Here is a 24,047-nt window from a genome sequence, read left to right as displayed (position 1 = left end):
CCATGGAAACCATCACGCAGAAAAAACACGGCGTTACGCTGAAATTCGAGTTTGGCGATGAGGATGCGCTTTTCAGCTATAATGATCGCAGCGGAGCCCTCAGCAGCAGGTTTCGTTATGAAGATGTAGATGTCGCCAAGCCCACCAGCGCCACTATGCGCTACAGCTATTTTTACCGCACCGGTATGTTCCTCTATATGTTCTCGCTGGCTGTAGCGTTGCTGCATCCGAGCTTCTTTCCGCACCTGACGGAAGTTGCGGGTACGGCAATCGATGTTATCTCAAGCGTTCTTATTCTTTCCGGTATCGCACTTTGCCTGTGGAGAGTAGAAGTTAGATATACCTTACTGAATGTTGCCGATGGAAAAATCCGTATCATGGATGGTACGCACCATGATCGCATCATGGAAATGATTAAGACGCGCTGGCGCGCGCGTATGCGAGAATTGCACGGGTTTGTAAATTTTGCCAATGACCGTGAAAAAGAAATGCAGAAATTTGCCTGGCTCAAACAGATAGGCGTTATTGATGCTGAGGAATTTCAAAGCTTCACGGAAAAGCTGCGTCTGTTCATGCCGAAAACATCCTTCCGCAATCCGGTGACAAGACCGGAAAATCTAGTGCACTAGGAACACTTTAATGTGACCTGCTGAAACCGAATCTTCCGGTCTTTTCGGCTCTTTATTTATCTAAAGTATATGCCACTTCATATAGGCATGGATGGGCAACTCCTAATCGGCTGTTCCTTTCAAAGAAGCCACCCTTTCTAAGTTTATCCATGACCGCTTCCTGCGCTGTATAATTCCGGCATTGCGCGTAATTAACCACCTGCCTTCCATCAAGACTGCGATGCAAAGAAGCGGAAACCCAGCCTGGTACATCGCTGACATAATGCGCAGCTTCTTTAAGCAACTCTATGAGTCTTTCCTGATTTTCAGGTTGAACAGTAAATACATTGATCTGCGTTATAAGACGCTCACTAACATCAATTACAGGCATGACTAATCCTCCTTAAGGTTAAATAATAGCCTGGGAGAAATTTGTCAGATAATACCTTTAATATGACAAAACCCGCCCAAGCTTCGGCACATTGTGCCTAGCTTGCCGCGGGTTCACACTTATAATGAGTGGAACAGGACGCTTCCTTTCGAGAAACGGATCGGGCTTACCATTGCCGATCATGTCCTTTGTCGACTATAGAAATATATAACAATCTGCGATTCACAACAACCTGTAATCGCCATGTTCATGCCCCGCGCTTTCACGCGAGGCATGAATCGCTCTTATTACGCCGCGGCATGCTGTCCCGGATGGTAGCCACCGACTTCAGGACGGAAGCTGATGACAAGGCGGTTCCATGAATTGATTGTGTTAATGACCAACGTCAAATTAACCAGTTCCTCTTCTGTGAATTGTTGCTTTACGCGCTCATACACTTCATCCGGTACATGGGTCTGCGAAACCAGCGTCACCGTCTCCGCCCATTCAAGTGCAGCGCGTTCACGCGGTGTATAGAACGGCGCCTCCCTCCAGGCTGGCAAAACATATATACGCTGTTCCGTTTCCCCTGCCGCACGCGCATCCTTCGTATGCATATCGAGGCAATAGCCGCAGCCATTGATCTGCGAAGAACGGATTTTGACCAGTTCGATCAGTGGCATTTCGAGTCCACAGTTACGGATATATTGTTCAAGCTGGCTCATGGCCTTGTAGGCACTTGGCGCAGCTTTGATAAAATTCAGGCGTTCCTTCATGGTCTTATCTCCTTTTCGGTTAGTTGCACTATACACTTAAACGCGTTATAATCCCGGATAGGATTTAACCAGAATATAATATCGTGGATATAAATTGTCCATGATAAAATCCGATAAAATTATTCTTATGGATGAGATATGAAATTAAACGAAGGAATTGAGTGGGCTGTGCATTGCGTCAGCGTACTTTCCGGCATGCCGACCGGGGCGACGTTGCCAACTAAAGTGCTCGCGGAATATCATGGCCTGTCGGAAACCTATCTCGCCAAACATCTTCAGGCGCTGGCCAATGCGGGTATTGTGGAATCGGTTCCCGGCCCCAAAGGAGGCTATCGCCTGTTGCGGGCAGCGGAGAATATTACACTGCTTGATATAGTGGAAGCCATCGACGGGAAAGAGCCCACGTTCCGCTGTACGGAAATTCGCCAGCGCGGCCCCCTTGCCTCCTGTAATCCGGATGGCTACCGTCTTCCTTGCGGTATTCATGTCGCGATGATGAAAGCCGATAAAGCGTGGCGCGATGCGTTACGCGCGCAAACCATTGCGGGGCTCGCCGGTAATTATGTAAAGACGGTCAATCCCGAGCATCTACAGCGCGTGATCGGCTGGTTCGGTGAACGGCTGCGCCAACCGGGAAAACCCAGCTAGCATATTAAGCGGCTATCATCGTGCCCGCACCGTGCGCGGTGAAGGTCTCGATCAGCATGACATGCTCTACCCTGCCATTCAGGATATGTGCAGCACCGCAGCCATTCTCCACCGCGTGCATGCAGGTTTCGATCTTCGGTATCATGCCGCCTGTGATCGTGCCGTTTTTGATGAGCTTGCGGGCTTCTTTCGCGGTCAGCTCACTGATCATGGCGCCTTCCTTATCCAGCACACCGCTGACGTCAGTCAGAATAATCAGCTTGCGAGCTTCGATGGAAGCGGCAATCGCCCCGGCCACTGTATCGGCGTTAATATTGTAAGTTTCGCCATGCTCGCCAAGGCCAATCGGCGCGATGACCGGAATGATATCGGACTGGTAAAGCGTATCGAGGATCATGGGATCGATCACTGACGGTTCCCCGACAAACCCCAGATCGAGTGCACGCTCGATGTTGGAGTCCGGATCTTTTATTTTACGCGTGACGCGCTTCGCCTGAATCAACCCAGCATCTTTGCCCGAGAGACCGATTGCCTTACCACCTGCTGCGTTAATTGCAGTTACGATCTGCTTGTTGATAGAGCCAGACAGTACCATTTCCACGATTTCCACTGTCGCCGCATCCGTCACGCGCAGACCGTCCACGAATGAGCTCTGGATTTTCAACCGATCCAGCATCTTGCCGATCTGCGGGCCGCCGCCATGAACGATCACCGGATTAATGCCGACCTGCTTCATCAGGATCACATCGCGTGCAAATTGATGCGAAAGCGCTTCCTCACCCATTGCATGGCCGCCGTATTTGATGACGAACGTTTCCCCTGCGAACTGGCGCATGTAAGGCAAAGCTTCCGACAGAGTTTTAGCCGTCCTGATCCACGATTCCGTGGTTTCGTTCATATGTTTCATAGCAGTTCCGGGGAATAAATTTGAATTATCGCTTTAATTACTATGGAACTGGCTGATGTCAATAGATTTGACCCCGCTGCAGGCAATTATTGGATGCGCAATAATCTTCGCAGGCGCAACAACGCTACAACCAATTGATATAGTTGTATTTAATCAGGTATTGCTATTAGCCGTTTTCAGTGCTTCGCGCGGATCGATTGCGCCGTCATAGAGCGCCCGGCCAATAATCACGCCTTCAATGCCCGCATGCTGCTTCTTCTTAATATCTGCAATATCAGACAATTTGGAGATACCGCCAGACAGGATCACCGGTGTAGAGAGACGTTCAGCGAGCTTTGCCGTTTCTTCGATATTGGGGCCCTGCATTGCGCCGTCGCGATTGATATCGGTGTAGATGATCGCGCTCACGCCTGCATCCTCGAATTTCAGCGCGAGGTCAATCGCCGACATTTCCGACACTTTCGCCCAGCCGTCAGTGGCGGCCTTGCCGCCTTTGGCGTCGATACCCACAGCGATCTGGTCCGGGAAAGCGCGGCAGGCATTGATAACCAGCGCCGGATTCTTGAGTGCAATCGTACCGAGGATAACGCGGTTGATGCCGACGGAAAGCCAGTTCTCAATCGTTTCCATATCACGGATGCCACCGCCAAGCTGCGTCAGCATATTAACGTTCGTGATGATGGTGCTCACGGCCTTGGCATTCACCGGCTTTCCCTCAAATGCGCCGTTGAGATCCACCAGATGTAGCCAATGAAATCCTGCTTCTTCAAAGCGTTTAGCCTGTTCGTGCGGTTTATCGGAAAATACCGTCGCTTTATCCATTTCACCGCGTAGCAGGCGCACGCATTTTCCGTCTTTGAGATCAATCGCAGGGTAAAGAATCATAGGTTAGACAATTTTCATGATGGGTTTGATGTTTTTATAAAAATAATGGCCTGCAATCATCGTGTCGCCAACCATTTCGTAATACGGCATGACGCCCCAGCGTGTATAGCCATTCTCTTGATAGAGCTTTAACGCCGCTTCCTGTGTCTCACGCACGTTCAGCACCAGTACGGAGAAGCCTTGGGAACGCGCTTCCGCTTCGGCAGCCTGCAGCAAACCTTTCGCGAGTCCGTGGCCGCGCGCCCAGGGAGCAACAAAGTGATAGCCGATAGTCGCGGAAAAAGAAGTCGTCTGTTTCGAGGGACCCGGTTTCAGCAATTGAATGGAAGCCGCGAGTGTTCCGTCCAGCCTGCCGCCAAACAGGATGCGCTCCGGTACGACCAGTACGCCGCGCCAGAAAGTTTCCAGCACATCCCGCGCGGGAGGAGAAACCCAGTTGAAGCCGATTCCGTCACGTATTGCGTCATCCGTTGCCTGGCAGAGATCTTCCAGATCGGCGGAATTCAGTTCGTAAAGCTGTTCGACTTTAATGTTTGTCATGCATGGAATATAAATAGGCGCAACGGGAAGTCAAGATGCAGTAAGAAAGCCGGATTAATGCGCTGTATTTGCTGTATAGGTCACCATTTCTTCAACCTCTTCCAGTGACATCCAATGGTTGTTCTGCAGCAGGTCATAGACCTGCCCATCTTCGCGCACGCGCCAGACGGATGGAACGCATTGATTCCAGCTCAGATCGGTCGGCGTGAAGGCGCGCGCATCCCCTTTTAGCCAGAGCACTACATAGTCCCCTTTCCTGTAGTCATACCAAGGGGCAAGATTCGCTTGCCAGCTATGGATAGTCAGATTGGGAGGAATCATCATTTCGCTATGCAGCAACTTCATCACCTGTACTTTGGTCCACGCTTTGTCCGTCTTATCGGTAAAGTTGCTGTAACTGATAATTTTAGCGTAAATGACCGCATCCGATTTCTGTGTAACATGTTCCGCAAACCATTGGTCGCTGGGCGGCGTGCAAGGCTTTGTGGCATAGGCATTCCCTGCGAGCATACAAAGCAGTGCCATACTCATTCTTGCCAAGCGTTTCATCACCGCCTCCTTCTCAAGGTTTCTATGCGCTTCCCATTTTCAGGAAATTTCCGATCAGCCGCAGGCCCGTTTCCTGGCTTTTTTCCGGGTGGAATTGCGTGCCCATGATATTGCCTTTCGCAACGACGGCAACCAGCTCCGCACCATATTGTGTTGTGGCAACTATGTCCTTATGGTTACTGCACTGTGCATGGTAACTATGCACGAAATAAGCGTGATCGCCGGGCGCAATTCCTTCCATCAGCGGGTGCTCCGGCGTCTTTATGATCAGATCATTCCATCCCATATGCGGGATTTTGAGCGGTGCTTGTTCTGCGCTATTAGCCGCGTGCCCATTAGGATCTATTCTGATTACCTCTCCGCCAAGCCAGCCAAGCCCCTTATGTACGCCATGCTCCAAGCCGTTCTCAAACAACATTTGCATGCCTACACAGATGCCGAGGAACGGTTTTTTCTTCCCAATCACTTCCTGCTCCAGCGCTTCCAGCATGCCGGCAGCATTTCTCAGTCCGTTCATGCAATCAGCAAACGCCCCTACCCCGGGTAGCACGATATGGCTGGAGGCGGCAAGCTGCGCCGGATCATTCGTCACAATAATTTTCTGCCCGCTTTGCGCCACACATTCGAACGCTTTTGCGGCCGAACGAAGGTTACCTGAACCGTAATCAATAATCGAAACCTGCATATTCCCCATCAACACTTATTCCGGTTTCTTACCGGCGGCGCGTATATTAGTAAATTTCACCAGAATATCAAACCAGAACGGCGCACCGAGCGACAGTGCCAGCGCCGTCAGCAGCAGGCCCACACATTTTGTGAGCCAGAAACCATAATCGCTTACGGGCTGTAGCTGTGCCGGATTCCAGCCGAGCGGCAGCGGCCTTAGTTCTTCTTCCAACTTCTTCACCTCGTCAGCGGCAGCAGCGGGTTCACCGGAAGCAGAGATGATCTGTGCGTATCCGTCCACCTGCTCGCGTATGGCACGATCATGCCACAGCGATTTGCTGACATTCAACGTATCCGCATTTACTATGACGGCGATGATGACAGCCACAATAAAAGACACCAGACGCAGCTTGCTTTTATAGATACCGGTAACGTGATCCATCATATGATCGTACCAGGCGGCCACGTTATCGCGCAGCTTCTTCATATCCTGATTGGACTGCATAATTTGCGTCAATAATGCATCGCGAATGTTACTGTCAGGCAGGTGGCACACGGCATGCTCGATATCCGCGAATTGCGGCATGGCTTTTTTACTATCAAGACTATCGAGCAGCGCCATCGCGAAATTCTGGGACGAAAGATAAGACATATGCCGATCCCGGCTCGCACTCCTGCTGCCGTCGATCAATCCATGATCGTAAAAATCCGCGAGCAGTGAAGGAACATCCAGCAGCTTCACGATGGATTGCTTCAGCGTTTTCGCACGCAGCTGCAGAAATGCGGCAATATATTCGTTAATCACAGTGCAGAACAGGCTGAGCACAAGATACATCATGATCAGGCCGATAGCGACATCAAGCGCTGTGTTGTTCATAACGCTCCTTCTGGTTAAGAGGTGCCTGACGGTAGGAAACCGCTTCGGCAATATGCTGTTTCTCGATATGTTCGCTGCCGTCCAGATCGGCAATCGTGCGGGCGACGCGCAATGTTCTGGTGTAGCCGCGCATGGAAAGGCGGAAGCTTTCCGTTGCCTGTTCGAGCAATGCTTTCGCGTCAGCTTTTTGCGGTGCAAAATGCTGGAGCAGTTCGCCGGTTACATCGGCATTTGTACGGAATGGCACATTTAGGGCTTTGAAACGCTCTGTCTGTATGGCACGTGCTTTTGCAACGCGCTGTGCAATCGCAGCGCTCGGTTCGCCCTGATCGCGCCCGAGCATATCCAGCGTATCGAGCGCGGGGACTTCGAGTGTTAAGTCAATACGATCCAGCAGCGGGCCGGAGATGCGGGACTGGTAATCCACTGCACAACGCGGTGCCTTACCGCAAGCGCGTCCGGCATCGTCGAGATAACCGCAGCGGCATGGGTTCATGGCAGCAATAAACTGCACATTGGCCGGATAGGTCACATGAGAATTTACGCGAGCGACGGTGATCTTGCCGCTTTCCAGTGGCTGACGCAGCGATTCTAATACAGCACGTGGAAATTCCGGCAATTCATCCAGGAACAGCACGCCGTTATGCGCGAGCGAGATTTCTCCCGGCGTGGCGCGTTTCCCACCGCCAACCATTGCAGGCAATGAAGTGGAATGATGAGGTTCGCGGTAGGGTCTGTGGCGGCTCAGCCTGCCGTCGGAAATCATACCAGCGACAGAGGCTATGGTGCTGACCTCCAGCATTTCCTCCGCCGACATGGGCGGTAGAATTCCGGGCATGCAGGATGCAAGCAGCGACTTACCCGCACCCGGCGGGCCGATCAGCAGCAGATTATGCCCCCCTGCCGCTGCCACTTCGAGCGCGCGGCGTGCCGTCTCCTGTCCACGTATGTCTTTCATGTCGGGAAGCTGTCTTTTCGCTTCATCCAGGCTTTTTTCCGGCGGTGAGAGCACCTGCGTGCCTTTGAAATGATTGATCAGCGCCAGCAATGTTTTTGGAGCCAGCACATCAATATCGCCTGCCCAAAGCGCTTCCGAACCGCACACATGCGGGCAGATAATGCCGCAGCCTGCAGCGTTGGCACCGATGGCAGCGGGTAATATGCCGGAAACCGGAAGCAGCGCGCCATCCAAGGCCAGTTCGCCGAGTGCAACGTAATGCTCCACGTCTTCCTGCGTCAGCACATGCATCGCCACCAGCACGGCCAGCGCGATCGGCAGATCAAAATGGCTGCCTTCCTTGATCAGATCGGCCGGAGCGAGATTAACGATGATTTTTTTGGGGGGAAGCGAAAGCCCGAGGGCGTGAATCGCAGCACGGACGCGCTCCCTGGACTCGGCCACGGCTTTATCCGGCAATCCCACTACCGTAAAGGCCGGAAGGCCGGGAGCAATCTGCACCTGCACGTCAACTTCCGTCGTCTCCACTCCTGCGAAGGCAACGGTCTTAACGCGAGCTACCATAGATTACCTATATAGTTAAAGATGCCATCAAACAAAAACGCCGGCTTTCCAAGATTTGAAAAACCGGCGTTTGCATTAAGACATAGTATTCAATTAGCGAGAATAGAATTCGACGATCAGGTTCGGTTCCATCTGCACCGGATACGGTACATCCGCCAGTTTCGGAGCACGCAGGAACTTGCCTTTGCATTCCTTCGGATCGAATTCGATATATTCCGGAACGCTGCGTTCTGCATTCTGCAGTGCTTCCAGTACCTGGGTGATCTGGCGGGATTTCTCACGCACTTCGATCACGTCGCCTTCCTGTACGGAATAGCTGGCGATGTTTACGCGCTTGCCGTTCACTTTGATATGACCATGGCTGACGAACTGACGTGCAGCAAATACGGTTGCTACGACGCCCATACGGTAGATAACCGTATCCAGGCGGCTTTCCAGAATGCCGATGAGGTTTTCGCTGGTATCACCTTTGCGGCGGGCAGCTTCCTGGTAAATGCGGCGGAACTGGCGCTCGGTGATGCTGCCATAGTAGCCTTTCAGCTTCTGCTTCGCCATGAGCTGCGTGCCGAAATCGGAGCCTTTGCGGCGGCGGGTTGCGCCATGCTGGCCGGGAGCGTAGTTACGCTTACCTACCGGGTCCTTTGCACGGCCCCAGAGATTTTCACCAATACGACGACTTATTTTATATTTAGCAGCAACACGTTTGCTCACAGAGGTTACCTTTACTCAGTTAATTCTGGTTAAATTAGGGGCGTCACTATATAGCTTAAAACCGTTATGTCAAACCTGTTTTTGCGGGAATGCATCGAATCGGGGCTGAAGCAGCTCGTTTTTCGTCCTTTTCTCCCTGTCCCCGCCTACTCCCAAAAAATAAATGTAATTACCCCTTGAAACGCAGGCCAGAAACCCTATATAGCTGCGTACTCAAAGATTTCTACCGTTTTACGGTATCTTACAGTGACCTAAAAGTTAACAAATAAATGGAGTTTACAGCTATGAAAGTTAAACCATTGCATGACCGCGTACTGGTTGAACGCCTCGAGCAGGAAGAAAAAACCGCTGGCGGCATTATTATCCCGGATACCGCAAAAGAAAAGCCGCAACAGGGCAAGGTACTGGCTGTAGGCACCGGCGCGCACCATGACGGCAAAGTCATTCCGCTGGACGTAAAGGTAGGCGACGTTGTTCTTTTCGCTAAATGGGGCGGCACGGAAGTGAAAATCGACGGTAAGGACCTGCTCGTAATGAAAGAGTCCGACCTGATCGCGATCATCGAGAAATAATATCAGCTAAATATTAAGGAGAGTAACTATGGCTAAAGTATTGAAATTCGGAACGGATGCGCGCGAACAGATACTGCTCGGCGCGGACATTCTGGCCAATGCAGTAAAAGTGACGCTCGGACCGAAAGGTCGTAACGTCGTTATCGATAAATCCTATGGCGCACCGCGTATCACCAAAGACGGCGTAAGCGTTGCCAAGGAAATCACCCTGGCGAACAAATACCAGAATATGGGCGCCCAGATGCTGCGCGAAGTTGCCAGCAAAACCAACGACGTAGCGGGCGACGGCACCACCACCGCCACCGTTCTCGCCCAGGCGATCCTGCGTGAAGGCTGCAAGGCTGTTGCCGCTGGCCTGAACCCGATGGACCTGAAGCGCGGTATCGACAAAGCCGTTGACGCTGTTATCGATGATATCAAGAAGAAGAGCAAAGCTATCAGCTCGCAGGAAGAAATCGCTCAGGTTGGCACCATTTCCGCTAACGGCGACAAGCAGATCGGCGAAAAGATCGCTGACGCGATGAAGAAGGTCGGCAAAGAAGGCGTTATCACCGTTGAAGAAGCCAAGGGCCTGGAATTCGAAGTAGACGTTGTTGAAGGCATGATGTTCGACCGCGGTTACCTCTCCCCGTACTTTATCACGAACTCCGAAAAGCTCACTGTTGAGCTCGACAGCCCGTATATCCTGCTGTTCGAAAAGAAGCTTTCCGGCCTGCAGCAGATGCTGCCGCTGCTCGAAGCTGTCGTTCAGTCCGGCAAACCGCTGCTTATCATCGCTGAAGACGTTGAAGGCGAAGCGCTGGCTACCCTCGTGGTCAACAAGCTGCGTGGCGGCCTGAAAGTTGCCGCTGTGAAAGCTCCGGGCTTCGGCGACCGCCGTAAAGCCATGCTGGAAGATATCGCGATCCTCACCGCTGGTGAGCTGATCAGCGAAGAACTCGGCATTAAGCTCGAAACCGTGAAGCTGCCGATGCTCGGCCGCGCGAAGAAAGTTGTCATCACGAAAGAAGATACCACCATCGTGGACGGCGCTGGCAAGAAAGAAGCGATCGAAGCACGTTGCGCTCAGATTCGCGCCCAGATCGAAGAAACCTCCTCTGACTACGATAAGGAAAAGCTCCAGGAACGCCTGGCTAAGCTCTCCGGTGGCGTTGCCGTTCTGAAAGTCGGCGGTGCAAGCGAAATCGAAGTGAAGGAACGCAAGGACCGCGTTGATGACGCACTGCACGCTACCCGCGCTGCCGTTGAAGAAGGCATCGTCCCGGGCGGCGGTTCCACCCTGCTCTACGCAAGCCGTGCGCTTGACAAGATTAAGGCTGCTAACGACGACGAGAAGGCAGGTATCAACATCGTGCGCCGCGCGCTCCAGGCTCCGCTGCGCCAGATCGTTGAAAATGCCGGTCTCGACGGCGCTGTCGTTGCAGGCAAGCTGCTGGAAGGCACCGATCATACCCATGGTTTCGATGCTCAGAAGCTGGACTATGTGGACCTGATCAAGTCCGGTATCATCGACCCGACCAAGGTTGTGCGCACTGCACTGCAGGATGCTGCTTCCGTATCCGGCCTCATGATCACGACCGAAGCCATCATCACCGACAAGCCGGAAGAATCCAAGGCTCCGGCTGGCGGCATGCCGGGCGGCGGTATGGGTGGCATGGGCGGTATGGGCGACATGGATTTCTAATCCACATCTGTTGCTTAATAACCATAGCCAAGACGGAAAGGCCGGTTTCACAACCGGCCTTTTTCGTTACATATTGATTTTCTATGGTTAATTTGCTACCTTCTGGTTGTATCATTTTAGAAGGTAAATCTATGCGCTATACGAAGCTGCTTCTCCTGCTTACTGTCGCTACTTTTTTCGGCTCCGCCAGTGCTTATGCTGAGGATGATGATTCCCCTTTTAAGGATGCGAGCGATTATACGCCTCCTCACAAAGCGAATACCTACAGCGTGGGCGTTGAAGGCTTTCATGATGTTTATCGCGAGCCGGGTCCTGATCTGGATGTGACTGACACTACTAACTATGGCTCTATCACGGGCAGTTGGAAGCATTATATGCCGATGCTCGAAAACAACCAGTTTATGGTCGGCGTAGATGCCCGTTACTCTCAGGGCAAAGATTCCTACCATTCTGTCAGCGGCAGTTCTTCTGGTGCACGCCAACAAGAATTTGATGGCAGATTACTGACAGGTCTTGAATATAACAATACTCTGCATGGTAGCCTTACACCTTACATAGGTTTGGGGTTGCGTTATTTCGTCGATAATGGAAAAGGAACCCATACCGATACGGGGGCTTTTGGTTATGATCGGCGCATTACGCAAGGGTATGCTCCGATTGGTATTACTTATAGCTACATCTCAGATAGTGGCTGGAGCCTTACCCCTAACTTCGAATTTGACGCATTGATGCGTGGTAACGTCAATACTCGCCTACCGAACGGGGGCGGGTTCTACAGAATTGGCTCCACAACATATAAAGCCTATAACATTGATAATACACAAGATGCTGGTAGTGGTTTTGGCCTCCGTGGCAGCTTGATGCTTGGCTGGAGCATGGGCAACTTAAATTTTGAAACCGGTCCGTTCATACGTTACTGGAAAATCAATACATCCGAGACAACCTTTGATCCCAATGGAATTGGCTGGATTGAGCCCAACAACACCCGCATTCAAGTCGGTGGCGCATTTAAGGTATTGTGGTAACGAAATAATGGCTCGTACGCATTTTTTGCTTCAAATTGCTATTGTTTGATGCTATAAGGCGCGTCTGGAATTTTAATCAGGAAGGATTTTGACTTATGGCAACTGCGTTGCGTTTTGCCCGTGGCGGCTCCAAAAAGGCCCCGTATTATCGTCTCGTAGCGACGGACTCCCGTAGCCCGCGCGACAGCAAATTCATTGAAAAACTGGGCACTTACAATCCGCTTTTGGCTAAGACCGATGCGAAGCGTTTCGTTGTGGACGCTGAGCGCGTGAAGTACTGGCTCGGCACCGGTGCGCAGCCTTCCGAAACCGTTGCCCGCTTCCTGCGTGCAGCTGGCCTGCTTGCTACGAAGCCGACTTTCGTTGCCAAAGAAAAAGGCACCGGCTCCAAAGGCAAAAAAGCCGCTTAATCTTTAATCTGCGGTGACTGGCACATCTGACAGGCTTGTCCGCCTTGGCGTCATCAGTGGCGCACATGGCGTACGTGGTCAGGTCAAGATCCGCAGCTTTACGGCCTCCCCTGAAGATTTAACCGCTTACGGCGCATTACGCGATACCTCCGGACGCTCTTATCGTGTCCGTGTGACCGGCAACCATAATGGCGTATTGATTGCTAATATAGACGGCGTCAGTGACCGCAATGCGGCCGAAGCCTTACGTAATATCGAGCTGTGTATTCCGCGCAGCGCCCTTCCCGAAACAGACGAAAACGAATATTACCTGGAAGACTTGGCAGGGCTTGCCGTGCAGGATGAAAGCGGCGCTCCCTATGGTCATGTACTTTCCGTGCAGAATTACGGCGCAGGTGATGTAGTGGAGATCAGGCAGGTTTCCGGCAAGGAAATCTTCTTCCCTTTTACACAGCAGACTTTTCCGGTCATCGACATTGCAGGCGGCAGAATGGTTATTGTTCCGCCTGAAACAATTGCCGGCGAAGCGGACTCACAGGAATAAATTTAAGCCGAATAAAAAGCGCCGCCCGTAACCGGCCTGAGCGCGCCCGTGGTCGTGGGCAAGGTCAGGGGCAGTTTCTTCAATGAGCGCACCGCCAGATACGCAAAGGCCTGCGCTTCCAACGCATCCCCATACCAGCCGAGTGTTTCCACCGGCTTGACGTTCGCAAAACGCTGGCCGATCGCCTGCATTAATGCCGTATTGTGCCTGCCACCGCCTGAGATATACCAGCGCTTGGCCGGTACGGGGAAATGCTGCTCCGCCATTACGATGGATTCTGCCGTGAATGCGGTCAGCGTCGCAGCACCGTCTTCCGTAGAGAGTTTTTCCAGCGCGTCAATCGTGAAGTAATTGCGGTCCAGCGATTTGGGCGGCGTCATGGAGAAGAAACGATCGGACAAATATTGTTTCAGTATGTCCGCATCCGCTTTACCGGCAAGCGCCAGCTTGCCGCCCGTATCCATTGCGCTGCCTGTGCGCTGCAACGTCCACTCGTTGATCAATACGTTGCCGGGGCCGGTGTCAAACGCAATAATATCGAGCGCGAGGATATCGTTCCCCGTGTCTTCCGAACGTCCGACCCAGGTCACGTTTGCAATTCCACCGATATTGAGCACCGCAATCGGCAATTCCATATGTCGCACCAGCGCCGCATGGTAGAGCGGCACAAGCGGTGCGCCCTGCCCGCCTGCCGCCATATCGCGGCGACGGAAGTCGCATACTACATTAATACCTGTTTTTTCCGCCAGCAGCCCGCCGTTTCCGATCTGCCATGTGATGCCCTCATACGGGCGGTGTGCAATGGTCTGACCATGGAACCCGATCACTGTGATGTCATGGGGTTTCAATCCTGCTTTCTTGAGCAGCGCCTTCACGGCGTCCGCATGCGCGAGCGTAATCTCCTGCTCGATCTTGGCAATATCGCCGCGCATATATACTGCGTCGCGTATTCTGACCTGGAGTTTTTCATCGAAGGGTTGGGTCAGCCACGCGCCCATTTCAAATATTTCGTTACCGTCAGTGCGAATCAGCGCTGCGTCCACGCCGTCCAGCGACGTACCGCTCATCAGCCCCAGCGCCCATTTTTCTGCCATATCGTTCCCCTGTCTGCTTTTCCAGCATTAGGCAACTGCTTACCAAGTGTCAACAGATTCCCGTCGTTTACACTTCGTGCTTCTTGTTACGCCTGCAATGTGTCATCACCGCAAACACCGCAATGAGTATAATTCCGAGCCACGCAAGCGCATTGGAAGACATGATGAACCCCAGATCCATCAGTCCCGGAATACGGCCCAGCATGTGCTGCTTCTGTTCGGGCAGTAAAGCAGCGTAGGCGCTCAGCGCTACAATGAGGAACAGCAGGTTTACCGCTGCAATGCCTTTGAGGATATTCTCCGTGCGCAGGCGGCTGCGCTCTCCTGTTTCCTGCGTCAGCACGGCAATATTGGCTTTGCAAAGTGCCATTTTACGTTCGACATTTCTCACCAGCTTATCAAACTTCCAGGCCTTTTCCAAAGTCTGGAACAACTCCTGCGACGCCCCCTGCAAATCCATCACCATGTCGTTGTAATTCATCTGCAGCAGCGTTATGGAATTGATGATGTCTTCCATATCGCCACCGATATTATTCAGGAAGCGACTGCTCTTACTGTTAAAGGTCGTGCCGATGTAACGCACGAGGTTGACGTTGACTACATCCATCGCGGCATAATAGTACTGCGCGGAAAGCATGACATCCCACAGCACGTCCAGATGCTTCTGTTCCATCTCCGCGGGCATGATGGCGATATTATTTCCCTGATGCAGGTAGAGTTCCGCTTCGCGTATTTTGACCGCAGTGGCTTTATTTTCCATCAACGGCTTGATCCAGTTATTCACGGAAAACTGGCCTGTGTAAAAGAGCGTGCGGTTTACCCACATCAGCCTGAAACGTGTATCCAGATTCCGGTATGGCTCGGTTGCACTGTGCGCGAGATCGGCAAAAACCGTGTACTGCGATATGTCCCTGATAAAACCGCCATGCTTTGCAGAAAACTTGCTCAGCCCCAGCAACAGCGGAAATATATGGCTTTGGTAAAGTCCACGGAACAGGTGATAGACGAGCACGGTCGTCCATTTGTCCAACCGGTCCCAGATATGCTCGCCTTTACGCATATGGGCTACGTCAATCACCAGCTCAAGCGAAAGAATGGCTATCGTATTATCATAGAAATCGATGCGGATAGCATTGATGTCGGGGATGAAATTGCGTGAATAAGGCGCGGTTTTCTCATCTGCGTGAGCCAGCGCCTCATTGTAGATTTTTTCGATATCCCCTGCTTCCGACGGCTTGAAACGCAGGGTAAAAATGCGCTGTGAAAGATACAGGCTGCCATTGGTGTTAAGGGATGTGTAGCGCGCGTCGATTTCATCCTGCTGCGGCTCCGGTGGGATATTGATTTCCACCGCGAGCGCAGAATGCATCCTTCCCTTCAACGCTCCCTGCGGATTCTGCACTTCCTCGCGTACCTGCTTCAAAAACTGCGTGAATTGTTCCGGCTCCGTTGCAATGCGGGAGCTGTCGAGATTGAAGTACACGCGAAACGGAGCGATGAGTTTTAGCATGGGCTAACGTAATCCTGGATGATTGAGAAGAGAAACACCGCACCATATGTACTGTGCGATGTCAATGTCCAGATTAGCGGGAAGTTATTAAAATTTTGTTAAGCCAGAAGAAAATCGCTTTGGGAACATTATGGAATCTGAACGAACCCGGCGATCTTCCTCCCCGTAATGAGGGGGAGGAGAAGCAGATCGCCGGGCGGTGTTCACTCAGGGACCATGCGGGCCGAGATCACCTTCCCCGTCAGGACCACTGTAGGTACTGGCGCTTCCGCGAGAGGAACCGCCGGTACCTTCCACATCGCTGCCGCCGAAGCGAGCACCGTCTGGGCCGGTGTACTGACCAGCTCCACTCTCGACAGGGTCGTCGACAGCGGGCGGGTCCGGCCGAGTTTCGTCTGCGCTCATGATTCTCCTTCCTGAGCGCCGTTAGAGCAATGGATAGGACATGCCTCTCCACAGTCGTTATAGAGCCGGCAAAAGCGGATATGCCGACCGCAGATTCCATCCCAAGGAAACCGAAGCTTCCTTATGCGAGATAGAATGCGAGACGTTAGTATTGTATCACATTTACAACTTATGGAAGAATCTAGAAAAATGAAGTTTTTATGACAATCCTGAAACTGCTGTTTCAGCAAGATGGTGCGGTCGAGAAGACTTGAACTTCCATGGGTTGCCCCACAACGACCTCAACGTTGCGCGTATACCAATTCCGCCACGACCGCACGTAAAACCGCGATACGGTTTGTATCGCAAGGCGGCCTGTTTAGCAAATCAAAACCGATTTATCAAGCTACATCTGGGGGCTTGTCCCAAATAAATCCCTTCGGCCACGCAAAGGGATGCAGAAGAGTCACTCCCCTAAAATAATACGCGGAAATCCTGTTAAACTTCGGCCTTGTAAACCATATTTTAACCAATTCCATATAAATATGGAGTCGGTGTTCCCTTGCAGCGAGGGTCGTATGCCGCACAGGTTCAGGAAAAAACATGGTGGATGCAGAGAAGAAATCATCAAAGCGCATACGTAATATCAGTACGTTCAGCATATTAATCATGCTGATATTCGCCTGGATCGTCATAGACCAGGTGCTGGAATCCGCCAAGACTGCCCGTGAAGATGCCGTTAATAACGATCTGCGCGTGCTGACGATCATGTCGCAGCAGATCGAACTGGCCTTTATCGGCATTGATAATGCGCTACGCCGCGCGGTGGACAACCGTTACTACAATGAACGTTTCGGCGGAAGTTCACCCGAATTCACCTTGCAGAACCTGCAGGATCTCGTGGAAGGATCACCGCGCCTTGCAGCCATTATCATGGTGGATGAGCACGGCCAGCCGCTCATGGCCGCAAGCAGGCCTAATTCCGTCACGCTGATGGATTACCAACATTTTTCATTCGCGGACAATTCCCAGTTCCAGATGCTGCGCGACAATGGGGACAAGGATTATTTCATCGGCAACCTGCCTTCAGGCGCCAAGGATGATAGCAGCCTCATCGTCATGGCGCGCAAGATCAAACACATGGATGGCGGCTTCGGCGGCGCGTTTATCGCCGTCATTGATCCGGCATTTTTCATCAAATATTTTTCTACCATCGAACAGGGAAGCCGCAGCTATATGTCGCTGCAGGTCATCCAGTCCGGCGCGCTGTTAGTGGAAAATCAGGCTACGGAAAGTTATTATAATGAGCTTAATGCCCTGGCCCGTCAGGAATTTGGCAAAGTTACTGATCCCTCCCGCATCACAATCCGCACCTTCCGCACCAAAGGCGCCATTGAAGTATATGGCTTCGTTAAGCTTAAATTCCTGCCGCTGCTGCTGACCATTTCGCTCGATGAGCAGGACTATCTCAAGAACTGGCATGAGAATAGTTTCAAAGATTTCGTGCTACTGGGCATCTTCATGGTATTCGGATCGCTACTCTCCTTCTTCGCTATCACCATGGCGCGCCAGATTGTGCAGGTGGAAAAATCGGAAGCGGCAGCCGTTCTTGCCAGCCAGGCCAAATCGGAATTCCTGGCCAATATGAGCCATGAACTCAGAACGCCGCTCAATGCGATTATCGGCTTTTCCGAAATGATGAATTCCGGCTATTTCGGCCAGCTTAATCCCAAGCAGAAGGAACGCATCCACGATATCAATCTGTGCGGCAGCCACCTGCTGAACCTGATTACCGATATTCTTGAATTTTCTAAAGGCGACGCAGGCAAACTGGAGCTTTTGGAAGAGCGCGTGGTGATGAAGGAACTCGTCAATGAGACCATGCGCATGATGAACAAGAAGATCAAGGAAAAGCAGATGAACATGATCGTCGAAGTCGATGATATGCTGCCAGATATTATGGGCGATAAGCGTAAGATCCGTCAGATCCTGCTAAACCTTGCTTCTAACGCGATCAAGTTCACACCGGAAAACGGCACGGTCAAGATTGCGGTAAATCAGGACGCCAATAAGAATATCTCCATGACGGTATCGGACACGGGTATCGGCATTGCGGAAAAAGACATTCCGGTCGCTCTTTCCGTCTTTGGACAGGTGCACCGCAACCAGAGCCACGAAGGCACGGGCCTTGGCCTGCCGCTTTGCAAGATGTTCGCGGAACTGCATGGCGGAAGGCTCGCACTCGGCAGTGTGCTGGGTGAAGGCACGACGGTGCGGATCACCTTCCCCGCCTCCCGCAATATCTACGTTTAAGAAACTCTCAGGCGACTTCTAAAGCACCGCTTTCGGCCTCTTCGCGTAGCACTCCATGGAGCACCACCCCCGCCAATGCCGTAACAAATAAAATGGCAATAATCGGCAGGCTGGTCTTCGCACCGACAATCGCTATCGAAGTGGAAATCAGCGCCCCCGTTCCAAGCTGTATGACTCCCATCAGAGCGGAAGCACTGCCCGCATTTTTGGTAAACGGCGCCAGTGCCAATGCGCTTGCGTTAGGGTTAGCAACGCCGACACTCGCCAGCAGCCCGAATAACAGAACTACAGTTTGCACCAGGCCAAACGCGCCGCTCCAGGTTCCAGCAAACAGCAATGCACTGCAGGCTACCTGGGCCCATAATGCATAGGCCAGAATAATTTTACTGCTGAAGCGTTTCAACAGCATCACATTAATCTGGCTTGCGCCGATGAATCCCCCTGCAAGCACTGCAAACAACACCCCGAACATTTTCTGGCTGACGCCAAACTGCTCCATGAAAATAATCGGCGCACCGGCGACATAAGAAAACAGGCCTGCAAAAGAAAATGCGCTTACGAATGCATAACGGTGAAAGCTCCTGTTCCTGAAAATCATCAGAAAGGCCGCTGCAATGTGCAGAGGTTTTAGCGAAATACTTTTGTCGGGCTTATGCCCTTCGGGTAAAAACAGCGCAATACAGGTCAACACGGCACTCGCCATTACCAGCATAAAAATGAATACCCAGCGCCAACCAAGATAAGCAGTCAGCATGCTGCCGATCGTCGGTGCCAGCAATGGCGAAGCTCCTATGTACAGAAACAGGCGTGAGAATATCCGCGCGCTCTGGTCCACAGGGAAAAAGTCATGCACCATCGCTATTGCGCCGACCTGCGCAGCGCACCCGCCAAGCCCCTGCAGCAGGCGTAATCCGATCAGCATATGGACATCATGCGTCAGCATGCAGCCTGCCGAGGCAGCACAAAATAATGCGAGACCGGCATAAATAGGTTTCTTACGGCCGTAACGGTCAAGCAGCGGTCCGTAAAAAAACTGCCCAAACGCCAGGCCAATAAAGTAGCTGGAAAGCGAGAGTGAGACGGTCGCACTGCTGGTGCCGAGATCTGCTGCAATCTGCGTAAAAGCAGGCAGGTACAGGTCAATCGCAAATGGGGTAATAACACACAGCGCGCCTAGCAGCGAGAGAATCAAAAAATTCCCTTGTTTCATAGATTTTCCTTACTTATCTGCATATTATGCTGATCAGCCACTTGCCTTGCGTGCCGCAGCGGAGGGATGTGTATAATCAGAATTCGCCGTGCTTGCAAGCCATGCATGGGCACGCAATGCGCAAAAATACGTATAATCTGGTTGCAGCCCAAGGCAATCCATGCTATCAGAACCCGCGCTTTAAGGTGGATGGCCATGTATTGACCGTGTGGTGATCCCCATTAAGTGTTTAACCAATAAAGAAAACGGTTCTTATGAAGATTCTTTCCTGCAATAGCAATATTCCGCTTGCGGAAGCTATGGCCGCTTATCTGGGCAACCCGCTTACCAAAGCCACTGTGCGCCGTTTCTCCGACATGGAAGTATTCGTGGAAATCCACGAAAATGTCCGCGGTGAAGATATGTTCGTGGTACAGTCTACCTCCTACCCGGCCAACGACAATATCATGGAACTGCTCGTCACGCTCGACGCGCTGCGCCGTGCATCCGCGCGCCGTATCACGGCGGTCATTCCGTATTTCGGTTATGCCAGGCAGGACCGTAAACCCGGTCCCCGCACTCCGATCTCGGCCAAGTTGGTGGCCAATATCATCACCTCTGCCGGTGCCGACCGCGTTCTGACGGTTGACCTGCATGCAGGGCAGATCCAGGGCTTTTTTGATATCCCGCTCGATCATCTTTATGCATCGCCCGTGGTTGTGGCCGATATCAAAAAACATTATAAAGATAAAAACGTCGTGATCGTATCGCCGGACGTCGGCGGCGTGGTACGCGCACGTGCACTTGCCAAGCGCATTGACGCAGAACTCGCTATTGTCGACAAGCGCCGTGAACGCGCAGGCGTTTCCGAAGTCATGAACATCATCGGCGATGTCGGCGACCGCCACTGCATTCTGTATGACGATATCGTTGATTCCGCAGGCACATTGTGCAATGCCGCGGAAGCGCTGATGAAAAAAGGCGCTGCCTCAGTGGCAGCTTACGTCACGCATGGTGTGCTTTCCGGTAAGGCAGTGGAACGCGTCGCCGCTTCGGCGCTTACTTCACTCGTCGTTACCGACAGCATCGCCACCACGGAAGCCGTAAAGGCCACCCCGAACATACGCGTTCTTTCCATCGCTCCGCTGCTGGCCGAAGCCGTCCGCCGCATCAGCGAGGAAACATCCGTATCCAGTCTTTTCGATTAAACTTATTACTATTTTGTTAGGAGACCACTCATGAAAATCAATGCTACACTCGAAGCCAAGACTCGCGACAACGCAGGTAAAGGTGCTGCCCGCGCCCTGCGCCGTGAATCCCAGGTTCCCGCCATTATTTACGGCAACTCGCAGGAGCCGGTGAAGATCTCGCTACCCCTGAAGGAACTGACCATGGAATACCGCAAAGGTGCATTCTTCAGCAAAATCGTTGACCTTAAGCTTGACGGCAAGGTCATTCACACCCTGCCGCGCGATGTCCAGTCCCATCCGGTGACGGATGTTATCGAACACGCTGACTTCCAGCGCGTTGACAAAGACAGCATTATCCATGTCATGGTGCCGGTAAAGGTCCTGAACCAGGAAAAATCCAAAGGTATCAAGCGCGGCGGCGTACTCAACATCGTTCGCCACGAAATCGAACTGCTGTGCAAGCCGGACTTCATTCCGCCGTTCATCGAAGTGGATATTCTGGAAGTGGACATCGCTCACTCAGTGCATATCAATGATGTGAAGCTGCCTGAACACGTCACCCCGGCGATCAGGGGCCGTAATTTTACGGTTGTCACCATCGCAGGCCGCAGCGGTAAGGATGAAGAAGAACGTCCTGCAGCTGCTGCCGCAGCTCCCGCTGCCGGTGCTGCTCCTGCCGCAGGTGCCGCTCCTGCTGCCGGTGCTGCCGCTGCGAAAAAGAAGTAAGTAAATGCTGCTCGTTGTCGGATTAGGCAATAAAGGGCAGAAATACGAGCACAACCGACACAATATCGGCTTCCTCGCGATTGATGAAATCGTGAGGAAGTTCGATGTTTCCCCCTGGACCAAGAAATTCTCCGGCGAATTATGCGACGCCCGCCTTCCCTCCCCGGAAGCACGCATATTCTTTCTCAAACCTCAGACCTTCATGAATCTTTCCGGCGAATCTGTCGGCGCGGCTGCGGGGTTCTATAAAATCCCTGTGGAAAAGATCATCGTCATTTATGACGATCTCGACCTCCAGCCCGGCAAAATACGCGTGAAGCAAGGCGGCGGCAATGGCGGGCATAATGGCCTCAAGAGTATCGACTCCTTCCTTCCTAATCCTTATATCCGCCTGCGCATCGGCATCGGCCGCCCGGAGCATAAATCCCAGGTCTCGGATTACGTCCTCAGTGATTTCACCCGCGAAGAACGTGAGCTACAGGATAAAACCTTGCACGCCATCGCCGACCATTTCCCGCTCCTGATGCAGGACGATCAGGCCGGATTCATGAATAAAGTCGCCCTTGCTACCAAGAGTTAAATAAATCTTTTGCAACACGGCGGTTTAGGCTTGCGCTCTTACTATAAGGTGCTATATATCCAGACCTTCCTTGCCGCGGGGTGGAGCAGCCCGGTAGCTCGTCAGGCTCATAACCTGAAGGCCGCAGGTTCAAATCCTGCCCCCGCAACCAAGGAATTAGCCCGGATGGCGGAATTGGTAGACGCGCTAGTTTCAGGTACTAGTGATGCGAGTCGTGGAGGTTCGAGTCCTCTTCCGGGCACCAACAACACTAATGTTGATTCATTTTCCTTATTTTAAACCTATAATGACAGCCAGGGGATTATTCGAATCCCAAGAGAAGCTTTTTCTCTTGAACTCACAGCGAAAACCGTTTCCGCGGCAAGCAATGACAGAGTTTGCTTATCCTCAATAGCAGAAAGGGCAGAATTCAATATTCTGCCCTTCCTTCTAACCACTATCACTCAATCTCAATGCCAGCTTGCTACGAGCGTGCTTTGCAGTGTCGCGTCGGTCGGCATTGCTGTGGCGGTGGCGGGGTTGAAGCCTGCGTGGTTGGTGCTATAGGTCGCCATCGCCTGCACAAGCTGGGCTATCTGGGTATCGATCACATTGCCCGCAGCGGTATAGATGCTGCTTAACTGCGAATAGCTGTTGCTATACCAGTTGTTGATCGTCATATGATCGGTTGTGCCCAAAATATCCACCTGCAGGTTATTGCCGACCTTCTCAAACCAGATCTGGTCTTTTGCAATATTTGTCCCCAAATCAAGTTCACCGCTCGGGCCGGTATTGCTAGAGAGACCATTAATAAGAATATCCTGGCCATTTCCGCGCCCGAACCGATAGGTATTACCGTTACCTTGAATCGTCAGGTTTGAACCACTGATGGTCGCCGTAGCCCCAGTTGCCAGTATAATGGTATCAGTACTTGCAGCAATCACTGTATTACCAGTGCCATTGACGGTAATATTTGCATGACCGCCACCATCAGGGTCCCCATTAAAGGTTATAGTGTTATTGTTGCCATTGATGGTTTCGCTCACACCGGTACCAAAGAATACCGCATTATTATTACCGTTGATTGTATTGCTACCGCCGTAATTTTCTGCGAAATTAATCATGGCCGCATTGGAAAGATTTACCGTATCCCCTGCCGCCCCCAGTACCAGGCTTACACCACTTCCGCCTGTTACTGTGTTGTTATTACCAACCAGTATTTCTCCAGTATTGTTTGCATTATAAGTGACATTGCTGCCTGTAGTGTTGACCGTATCATTGTTGCCCGTGACTGTGATACTCCCCGCCGTCCCCGTAATAGTAAGATTCGTACCATTGACCGTAGTAGTAGCGTTCGTTGCCAGCGTAATGCTGCTGCCACTATAAGCGTTAACGATATTGCTGTAACCGGACAGAGAAACTGAGGCAATACCGGTGGTGTTGACCGTGTCACCATTACCGGCAATGGTAACCGTATCGGATGCGATTGCATTGACGATATTATTGTTACCTGTGACGGAAATCGATGTATTGCTGCCAGTGGAAGTCACTGTGTTGGCATTACCGGAAACACTCACTGTATCGTTATTGGCTACATTGATCGTATTGCCTGAGTAATTGCCTTGTACGTCGGTATTCGCAGATACATTGATCGTGCCGTAATACATATTGACCGTATCAATGCCGCCATTCGCGCCGGTGGTGCCATTGCCGGAAAGATTAATAGTATCTCCGTTCGCAGCGCTGACCGTATTGCCACCACCATTGATCGTGATGGTATTGCCCCCG

25 protein-coding genes and 3 tRNA genes are annotated in these 24,047 nt (G+C 52.0%); 13 read left to right on the top strand and 15 right to left on the bottom strand.

Annotation, left to right across the window (positions count from 1 at the left end):
• Nucleotides 1-2: 2 nt before the first annotated feature.
• Nucleotides 3-629, top strand: a complete 627-nt coding sequence (locus VFT64_00140) for a hypothetical protein (GenBank protein HEU5046232.1) — start codon at nucleotides 3-5, stop codon at nucleotides 627-629.
• A 52-nt stretch (nucleotides 630-681) separates the two neighbouring features.
• Here VFT64_00140 and VFT64_00135 read toward each other — a convergent pair whose 3' ends face one another.
• Complete coding sequence (locus tag VFT64_00135) at nucleotides 682-999, bottom strand: antibiotic biosynthesis monooxygenase family protein (GenBank protein ID HEU5046231.1); 318 nt, start codon at nucleotides 997-999, stop codon at nucleotides 682-684.
• Nucleotides 1,000-1,286: 287 nt separating this feature from the next.
• A complete protein-coding gene (locus tag VFT64_00130; GenBank protein HEU5046230.1) occupies nucleotides 1,287-1,754 on the bottom strand; it encodes a carboxymuconolactone decarboxylase family protein in 468 nt (155 codons plus the stop codon).
• A 138-nt stretch (nucleotides 1,755-1,892) separates the two neighbouring features.
• On the opposite strand from VFT64_00130, the gene VFT64_00125 reads away from it, so the two are divergent.
• Complete coding sequence (locus VFT64_00125) at nucleotides 1,893-2,402, top strand: Rrf2 family transcriptional regulator (GenBank protein HEU5046229.1); 510 nt, start codon at nucleotides 1,893-1,895, stop codon at nucleotides 2,400-2,402.
• A 4-nt stretch (nucleotides 2,403-2,406) separates the two neighbouring features.
• Here the strand turns inward: VFT64_00125 and argB are convergent, their stop codons facing one another.
• The 8 genes from argB to rpsD form a co-directional block, all read right to left on the bottom strand.
• Nucleotides 2,407-3,309, bottom strand: a complete 903-nt coding sequence (gene argB / locus VFT64_00120) for an acetylglutamate kinase (protein HEU5046228.1) — start codon at nucleotides 3,307-3,309, stop codon at nucleotides 2,407-2,409.
• Between the two features lie 153 nt (nucleotides 3,310-3,462).
• Entirely contained in the window at nucleotides 3,463-4,194 is a 732-nt protein-coding gene (gene hisA, locus VFT64_00115) for a 1-(5-phosphoribosyl)-5-[(5-phosphoribosylamino)methylideneamino]imidazole-4-carboxamide isomerase (protein HEU5046227.1), read from the bottom strand.
• A 3-nt stretch (nucleotides 4,195-4,197) separates the two neighbouring features.
• Complete coding sequence (locus VFT64_00110; protein HEU5046226.1) at nucleotides 4,198-4,734, bottom strand: GNAT family N-acetyltransferase; 537 nt, start codon at nucleotides 4,732-4,734, stop codon at nucleotides 4,198-4,200.
• A 54-nt stretch (nucleotides 4,735-4,788) separates the two neighbouring features.
• The gene (locus tag VFT64_00105; GenBank protein ID HEU5046225.1) at nucleotides 4,789-5,259 is read right to left on the bottom strand and encodes a hypothetical protein; all 471 of its coding nucleotides are present in this window, start codon (nucleotides 5,257-5,259) and stop codon (nucleotides 4,789-4,791) included.
• Nucleotides 5,260-5,305: 46 nt separating this feature from the next.
• Nucleotides 5,306-5,968, bottom strand: a complete 663-nt coding sequence (gene hisH / locus VFT64_00100) for an imidazole glycerol phosphate synthase subunit HisH (GenBank protein ID HEU5046224.1) — start codon at nucleotides 5,966-5,968, stop codon at nucleotides 5,306-5,308.
• A 15-nt stretch (nucleotides 5,969-5,983) separates the two neighbouring features.
• On the bottom strand, nucleotides 5,984-6,826 hold the full coding sequence (locus VFT64_00095) for a hypothetical protein (GenBank protein HEU5046223.1): 843 nt from the start codon (nucleotides 6,824-6,826) through the stop codon (nucleotides 5,984-5,986).
• Nucleotides 6,807-8,348 (bottom strand): YifB family Mg chelatase-like AAA ATPase, encoded by a 1,542-nt coding sequence (locus tag VFT64_00090; GenBank protein HEU5046222.1) that lies wholly within the window; start codon nucleotides 8,346-8,348, stop codon nucleotides 6,807-6,809. The genes VFT64_00095 and VFT64_00090 overlap by 20 nt, the downstream gene beginning before the upstream one ends.
• A 93-nt stretch (nucleotides 8,349-8,441) precedes the next feature.
• Nucleotides 8,442-9,059, bottom strand: a complete 618-nt coding sequence (gene rpsD / locus VFT64_00085) for a 30S ribosomal protein S4 (GenBank protein HEU5046221.1) — start codon at nucleotides 9,057-9,059, stop codon at nucleotides 8,442-8,444.
• A gap of 269 nt (nucleotides 9,060-9,328) precedes the next feature.
• Between rpsD and groES the strand changes: the two genes are divergently transcribed.
• The 5 genes from groES to rimM all read left to right on the top strand — a co-directional run bounded on the left by groES (nucleotide 9,329) and on the right by rimM (nucleotide 13,294).
• Nucleotides 9,329-9,631, top strand: a complete 303-nt coding sequence (gene groES / locus VFT64_00080) for a co-chaperone GroES (GenBank protein ID HEU5046220.1) — start codon at nucleotides 9,329-9,331, stop codon at nucleotides 9,629-9,631.
• 28 nt (nucleotides 9,632-9,659) lie between these two features.
• Entirely contained in the window at nucleotides 9,660-11,315 is a 1,656-nt protein-coding gene (groL, locus tag VFT64_00075) for a chaperonin GroEL (GenBank protein ID HEU5046219.1), read from the top strand.
• A 131-nt stretch (nucleotides 11,316-11,446) separates the two neighbouring features.
• Entirely contained in the window at nucleotides 11,447-12,340 is an 894-nt protein-coding gene (locus VFT64_00070) for a hypothetical protein (GenBank protein ID HEU5046218.1), read from the top strand.
• Nucleotides 12,341-12,435: 95 nt separating this feature from the next.
• Nucleotides 12,436-12,750, top strand: a complete 315-nt coding sequence (gene rpsP / locus VFT64_00065; GenBank protein HEU5046217.1) for a 30S ribosomal protein S16 — start codon at nucleotides 12,436-12,438, stop codon at nucleotides 12,748-12,750.
• 13 nt (nucleotides 12,751-12,763) lie between these two features.
• A complete protein-coding gene (rimM, locus tag VFT64_00060; protein HEU5046216.1) occupies nucleotides 12,764-13,294 on the top strand; it encodes a ribosome maturation factor RimM in 531 nt (176 codons plus the stop codon).
• 2 nt (nucleotides 13,295-13,296) lie between these two features.
• On the opposite strand, the gene VFT64_00055 is transcribed toward rimM, so the two are convergent.
• The 3 genes from VFT64_00055 to VFT64_00045 form a co-directional block, all read right to left on the bottom strand.
• A complete protein-coding gene (locus VFT64_00055; GenBank protein HEU5046215.1) occupies nucleotides 13,297-14,388 on the bottom strand; it encodes an anhydro-N-acetylmuramic acid kinase in 1,092 nt (363 codons plus the stop codon).
• 67 nt (nucleotides 14,389-14,455) lie between these two features.
• On the bottom strand, nucleotides 14,456-15,898 hold the full coding sequence (locus VFT64_00050; protein ID HEU5046214.1) for a hypothetical protein: 1,443 nt from the start codon (nucleotides 15,896-15,898) through the stop codon (nucleotides 14,456-14,458).
• Between the two features lie 637 nt (nucleotides 15,899-16,535).
• Nucleotides 16,536-16,620 (bottom strand) — tRNA-Leu (locus tag VFT64_00045).
• Between the two features lie 265 nt (nucleotides 16,621-16,885).
• Between VFT64_00045 and VFT64_00040 the strand changes: the two genes are divergently transcribed.
• Nucleotides 16,886-18,595, top strand: coding sequence for an ATP-binding protein (locus VFT64_00040; protein ID HEU5046213.1), 1,710 nt, complete (start codon nucleotides 16,886-16,888; stop codon nucleotides 18,593-18,595).
• A gap of 7 nt (nucleotides 18,596-18,602) precedes the next feature.
• Here the strand turns inward: VFT64_00040 and VFT64_00035 are convergent, their stop codons facing one another.
• Nucleotides 18,603-19,805 carry a multidrug effflux MFS transporter gene (locus tag VFT64_00035; protein ID HEU5046212.1) on the bottom strand — a complete coding sequence of 401 codons (1,203 nt, stop codon included), beginning with the start codon at nucleotides 19,803-19,805 and terminating at the stop codon, nucleotides 18,603-18,605.
• Nucleotides 19,806-20,059: 254 nt separating this feature from the next.
• Here VFT64_00035 and VFT64_00030 point away from each other — a divergent pair, with 254 nt between their 5' ends.
• From VFT64_00030 to VFT64_00010, 5 genes are all read left to right on the top strand, one after another.
• The gene (locus VFT64_00030) at nucleotides 20,060-20,992 is read left to right on the top strand and encodes a ribose-phosphate pyrophosphokinase (GenBank protein HEU5046211.1); all 933 of its coding nucleotides are present in this window, start codon (nucleotides 20,060-20,062) and stop codon (nucleotides 20,990-20,992) included.
• A 30-nt stretch (nucleotides 20,993-21,022) separates the two neighbouring features.
• On the top strand, nucleotides 21,023-21,700 hold the full coding sequence (locus tag VFT64_00025) for a 50S ribosomal protein L25/general stress protein Ctc (protein ID HEU5046210.1): 678 nt from the start codon (nucleotides 21,023-21,025) through the stop codon (nucleotides 21,698-21,700).
• Nucleotides 21,701-21,704: 4 nt separating this feature from the next.
• A complete protein-coding gene (pth, locus tag VFT64_00020; protein HEU5046209.1) occupies nucleotides 21,705-22,280 on the top strand; it encodes an aminoacyl-tRNA hydrolase in 576 nt (191 codons plus the stop codon).
• A 74-nt stretch (nucleotides 22,281-22,354) separates the two neighbouring features.
• Nucleotides 22,355-22,431, top strand: a tRNA-Met gene (locus tag VFT64_00015).
• Nucleotides 22,432-22,439: 8 nt separating this feature from the next.
• Nucleotides 22,440-22,524 (top strand) — tRNA-Leu (locus tag VFT64_00010).
• Nucleotides 22,525-22,729: 205 nt separating this feature from the next.
• Here VFT64_00010 and VFT64_00005 read toward each other — a convergent pair.
• A partial coding sequence (locus VFT64_00005; GenBank protein ID HEU5046208.1) for a DUF3060 domain-containing protein occupies nucleotides 22,730-24,047 on the bottom strand: 1,318 nt, incomplete at its 5' end.

The sequence above is a fragment of the Rickettsiales bacterium genome, from assembly GCA_035765535.1.
Classification (GTDB): domain Bacteria; phylum Pseudomonadota; class Alphaproteobacteria; order Rickettsiales; family JABCZZ01; genus JABCZZ01.
This window is presented reverse-complemented; position numbering and strand designations above follow the sequence as displayed.

What these genes read in the sequence shown, in the direction of transcription:
- VFT64_00050 (HEU5046214.1), bottom strand. Translation starts at nt 15,898, where the DNA reads ATGCTAAAACTCATCGCTCCGTTTCGCGTGTACTTCAATCTCGACAGC.
- VFT64_00125 (HEU5046229.1), top strand. Translation starts at nt 1,893, where the DNA reads ATGAAATTAAACGAAGGAATTGAGTGGGCTGTGCATTGCGTCAGCGTA.
- VFT64_00070 (HEU5046218.1), top strand. Translation starts at nt 11,447, where the DNA reads ATGCGCTATACGAAGCTGCTTCTCCTGCTTACTGTCGCTACTTTTTTC.
- VFT64_00035 (HEU5046212.1), bottom strand. Translation starts at nt 19,805, where the DNA reads ATGAAACAAGGGAATTTTTTGATTCTCTCGCTGCTAGGCGCGCTGTGT.
- VFT64_00130 (HEU5046230.1), bottom strand. Translation starts at nt 1,754, where the DNA reads ATGAAGGAACGCCTGAATTTTATCAAAGCTGCGCCAAGTGCCTACAAG.
- VFT64_00105 (HEU5046225.1), bottom strand. Translation starts at nt 5,259, where the DNA reads ATGGCACTGCTTTGTATGCTCGCAGGGAATGCCTATGCCACAAAGCCT.
- VFT64_00055 (HEU5046215.1), bottom strand. Translation starts at nt 14,388, where the DNA reads ATGGCAGAAAAATGGGCGCTGGGGCTGATGAGCGGTACGTCGCTGGAC.
- groES (HEU5046220.1), top strand. Translation starts at nt 9,329, where the DNA reads ATGGAGTTTACAGCTATGAAAGTTAAACCATTGCATGACCGCGTACTG.
- rpsP (HEU5046217.1), top strand. Translation starts at nt 12,436, where the DNA reads ATGGCAACTGCGTTGCGTTTTGCCCGTGGCGGCTCCAAAAAGGCCCCG.
- VFT64_00095 (HEU5046223.1), bottom strand. Translation starts at nt 6,826, where the DNA reads ATGAACAACACAGCGCTTGATGTCGCTATCGGCCTGATCATGATGTAT.
- VFT64_00040 (HEU5046213.1), top strand. Translation starts at nt 16,886, where the DNA reads ATGGTGGATGCAGAGAAGAAATCATCAAAGCGCATACGTAATATCAGT.
- VFT64_00135 (HEU5046231.1), bottom strand. Translation starts at nt 999, where the DNA reads ATGCCTGTAATTGATGTTAGTGAGCGTCTTATAACGCAGATCAATGTA.
- VFT64_00110 (HEU5046226.1), bottom strand. Translation starts at nt 4,734, where the DNA reads ATGACAAACATTAAAGTCGAACAGCTTTACGAACTGAATTCCGCCGAT.
- VFT64_00025 (HEU5046210.1), top strand. Translation starts at nt 21,023, where the DNA reads ATGAAAATCAATGCTACACTCGAAGCCAAGACTCGCGACAACGCAGGT.
- pth (HEU5046209.1), top strand. Translation starts at nt 21,705, where the DNA reads ATGCTGCTCGTTGTCGGATTAGGCAATAAAGGGCAGAAATACGAGCAC.
- hisA (HEU5046227.1), bottom strand. Translation starts at nt 4,194, where the DNA reads ATGATTCTTTACCCTGCGATTGATCTCAAAGACGGAAAATGCGTGCGC.
- argB (HEU5046228.1), bottom strand. Translation starts at nt 3,309, where the DNA reads ATGAAACATATGAACGAAACCACGGAATCGTGGATCAGGACGGCTAAA.
- hisH (HEU5046224.1), bottom strand. Translation starts at nt 5,968, where the DNA reads ATGCAGGTTTCGATTATTGATTACGGTTCAGGTAACCTTCGTTCGGCC.
- groL (HEU5046219.1), top strand. Translation starts at nt 9,660, where the DNA reads ATGGCTAAAGTATTGAAATTCGGAACGGATGCGCGCGAACAGATACTG.
- VFT64_00140 (HEU5046232.1), top strand. Translation starts at nt 3, where the DNA reads ATGGAAACCATCACGCAGAAAAAACACGGCGTTACGCTGAAATTCGAG.
- VFT64_00030 (HEU5046211.1), top strand. Translation starts at nt 20,060, where the DNA reads ATGAAGATTCTTTCCTGCAATAGCAATATTCCGCTTGCGGAAGCTATG.
- VFT64_00090 (HEU5046222.1), bottom strand. Translation starts at nt 8,348, where the DNA reads ATGGTAGCTCGCGTTAAGACCGTTGCCTTCGCAGGAGTGGAGACGACG.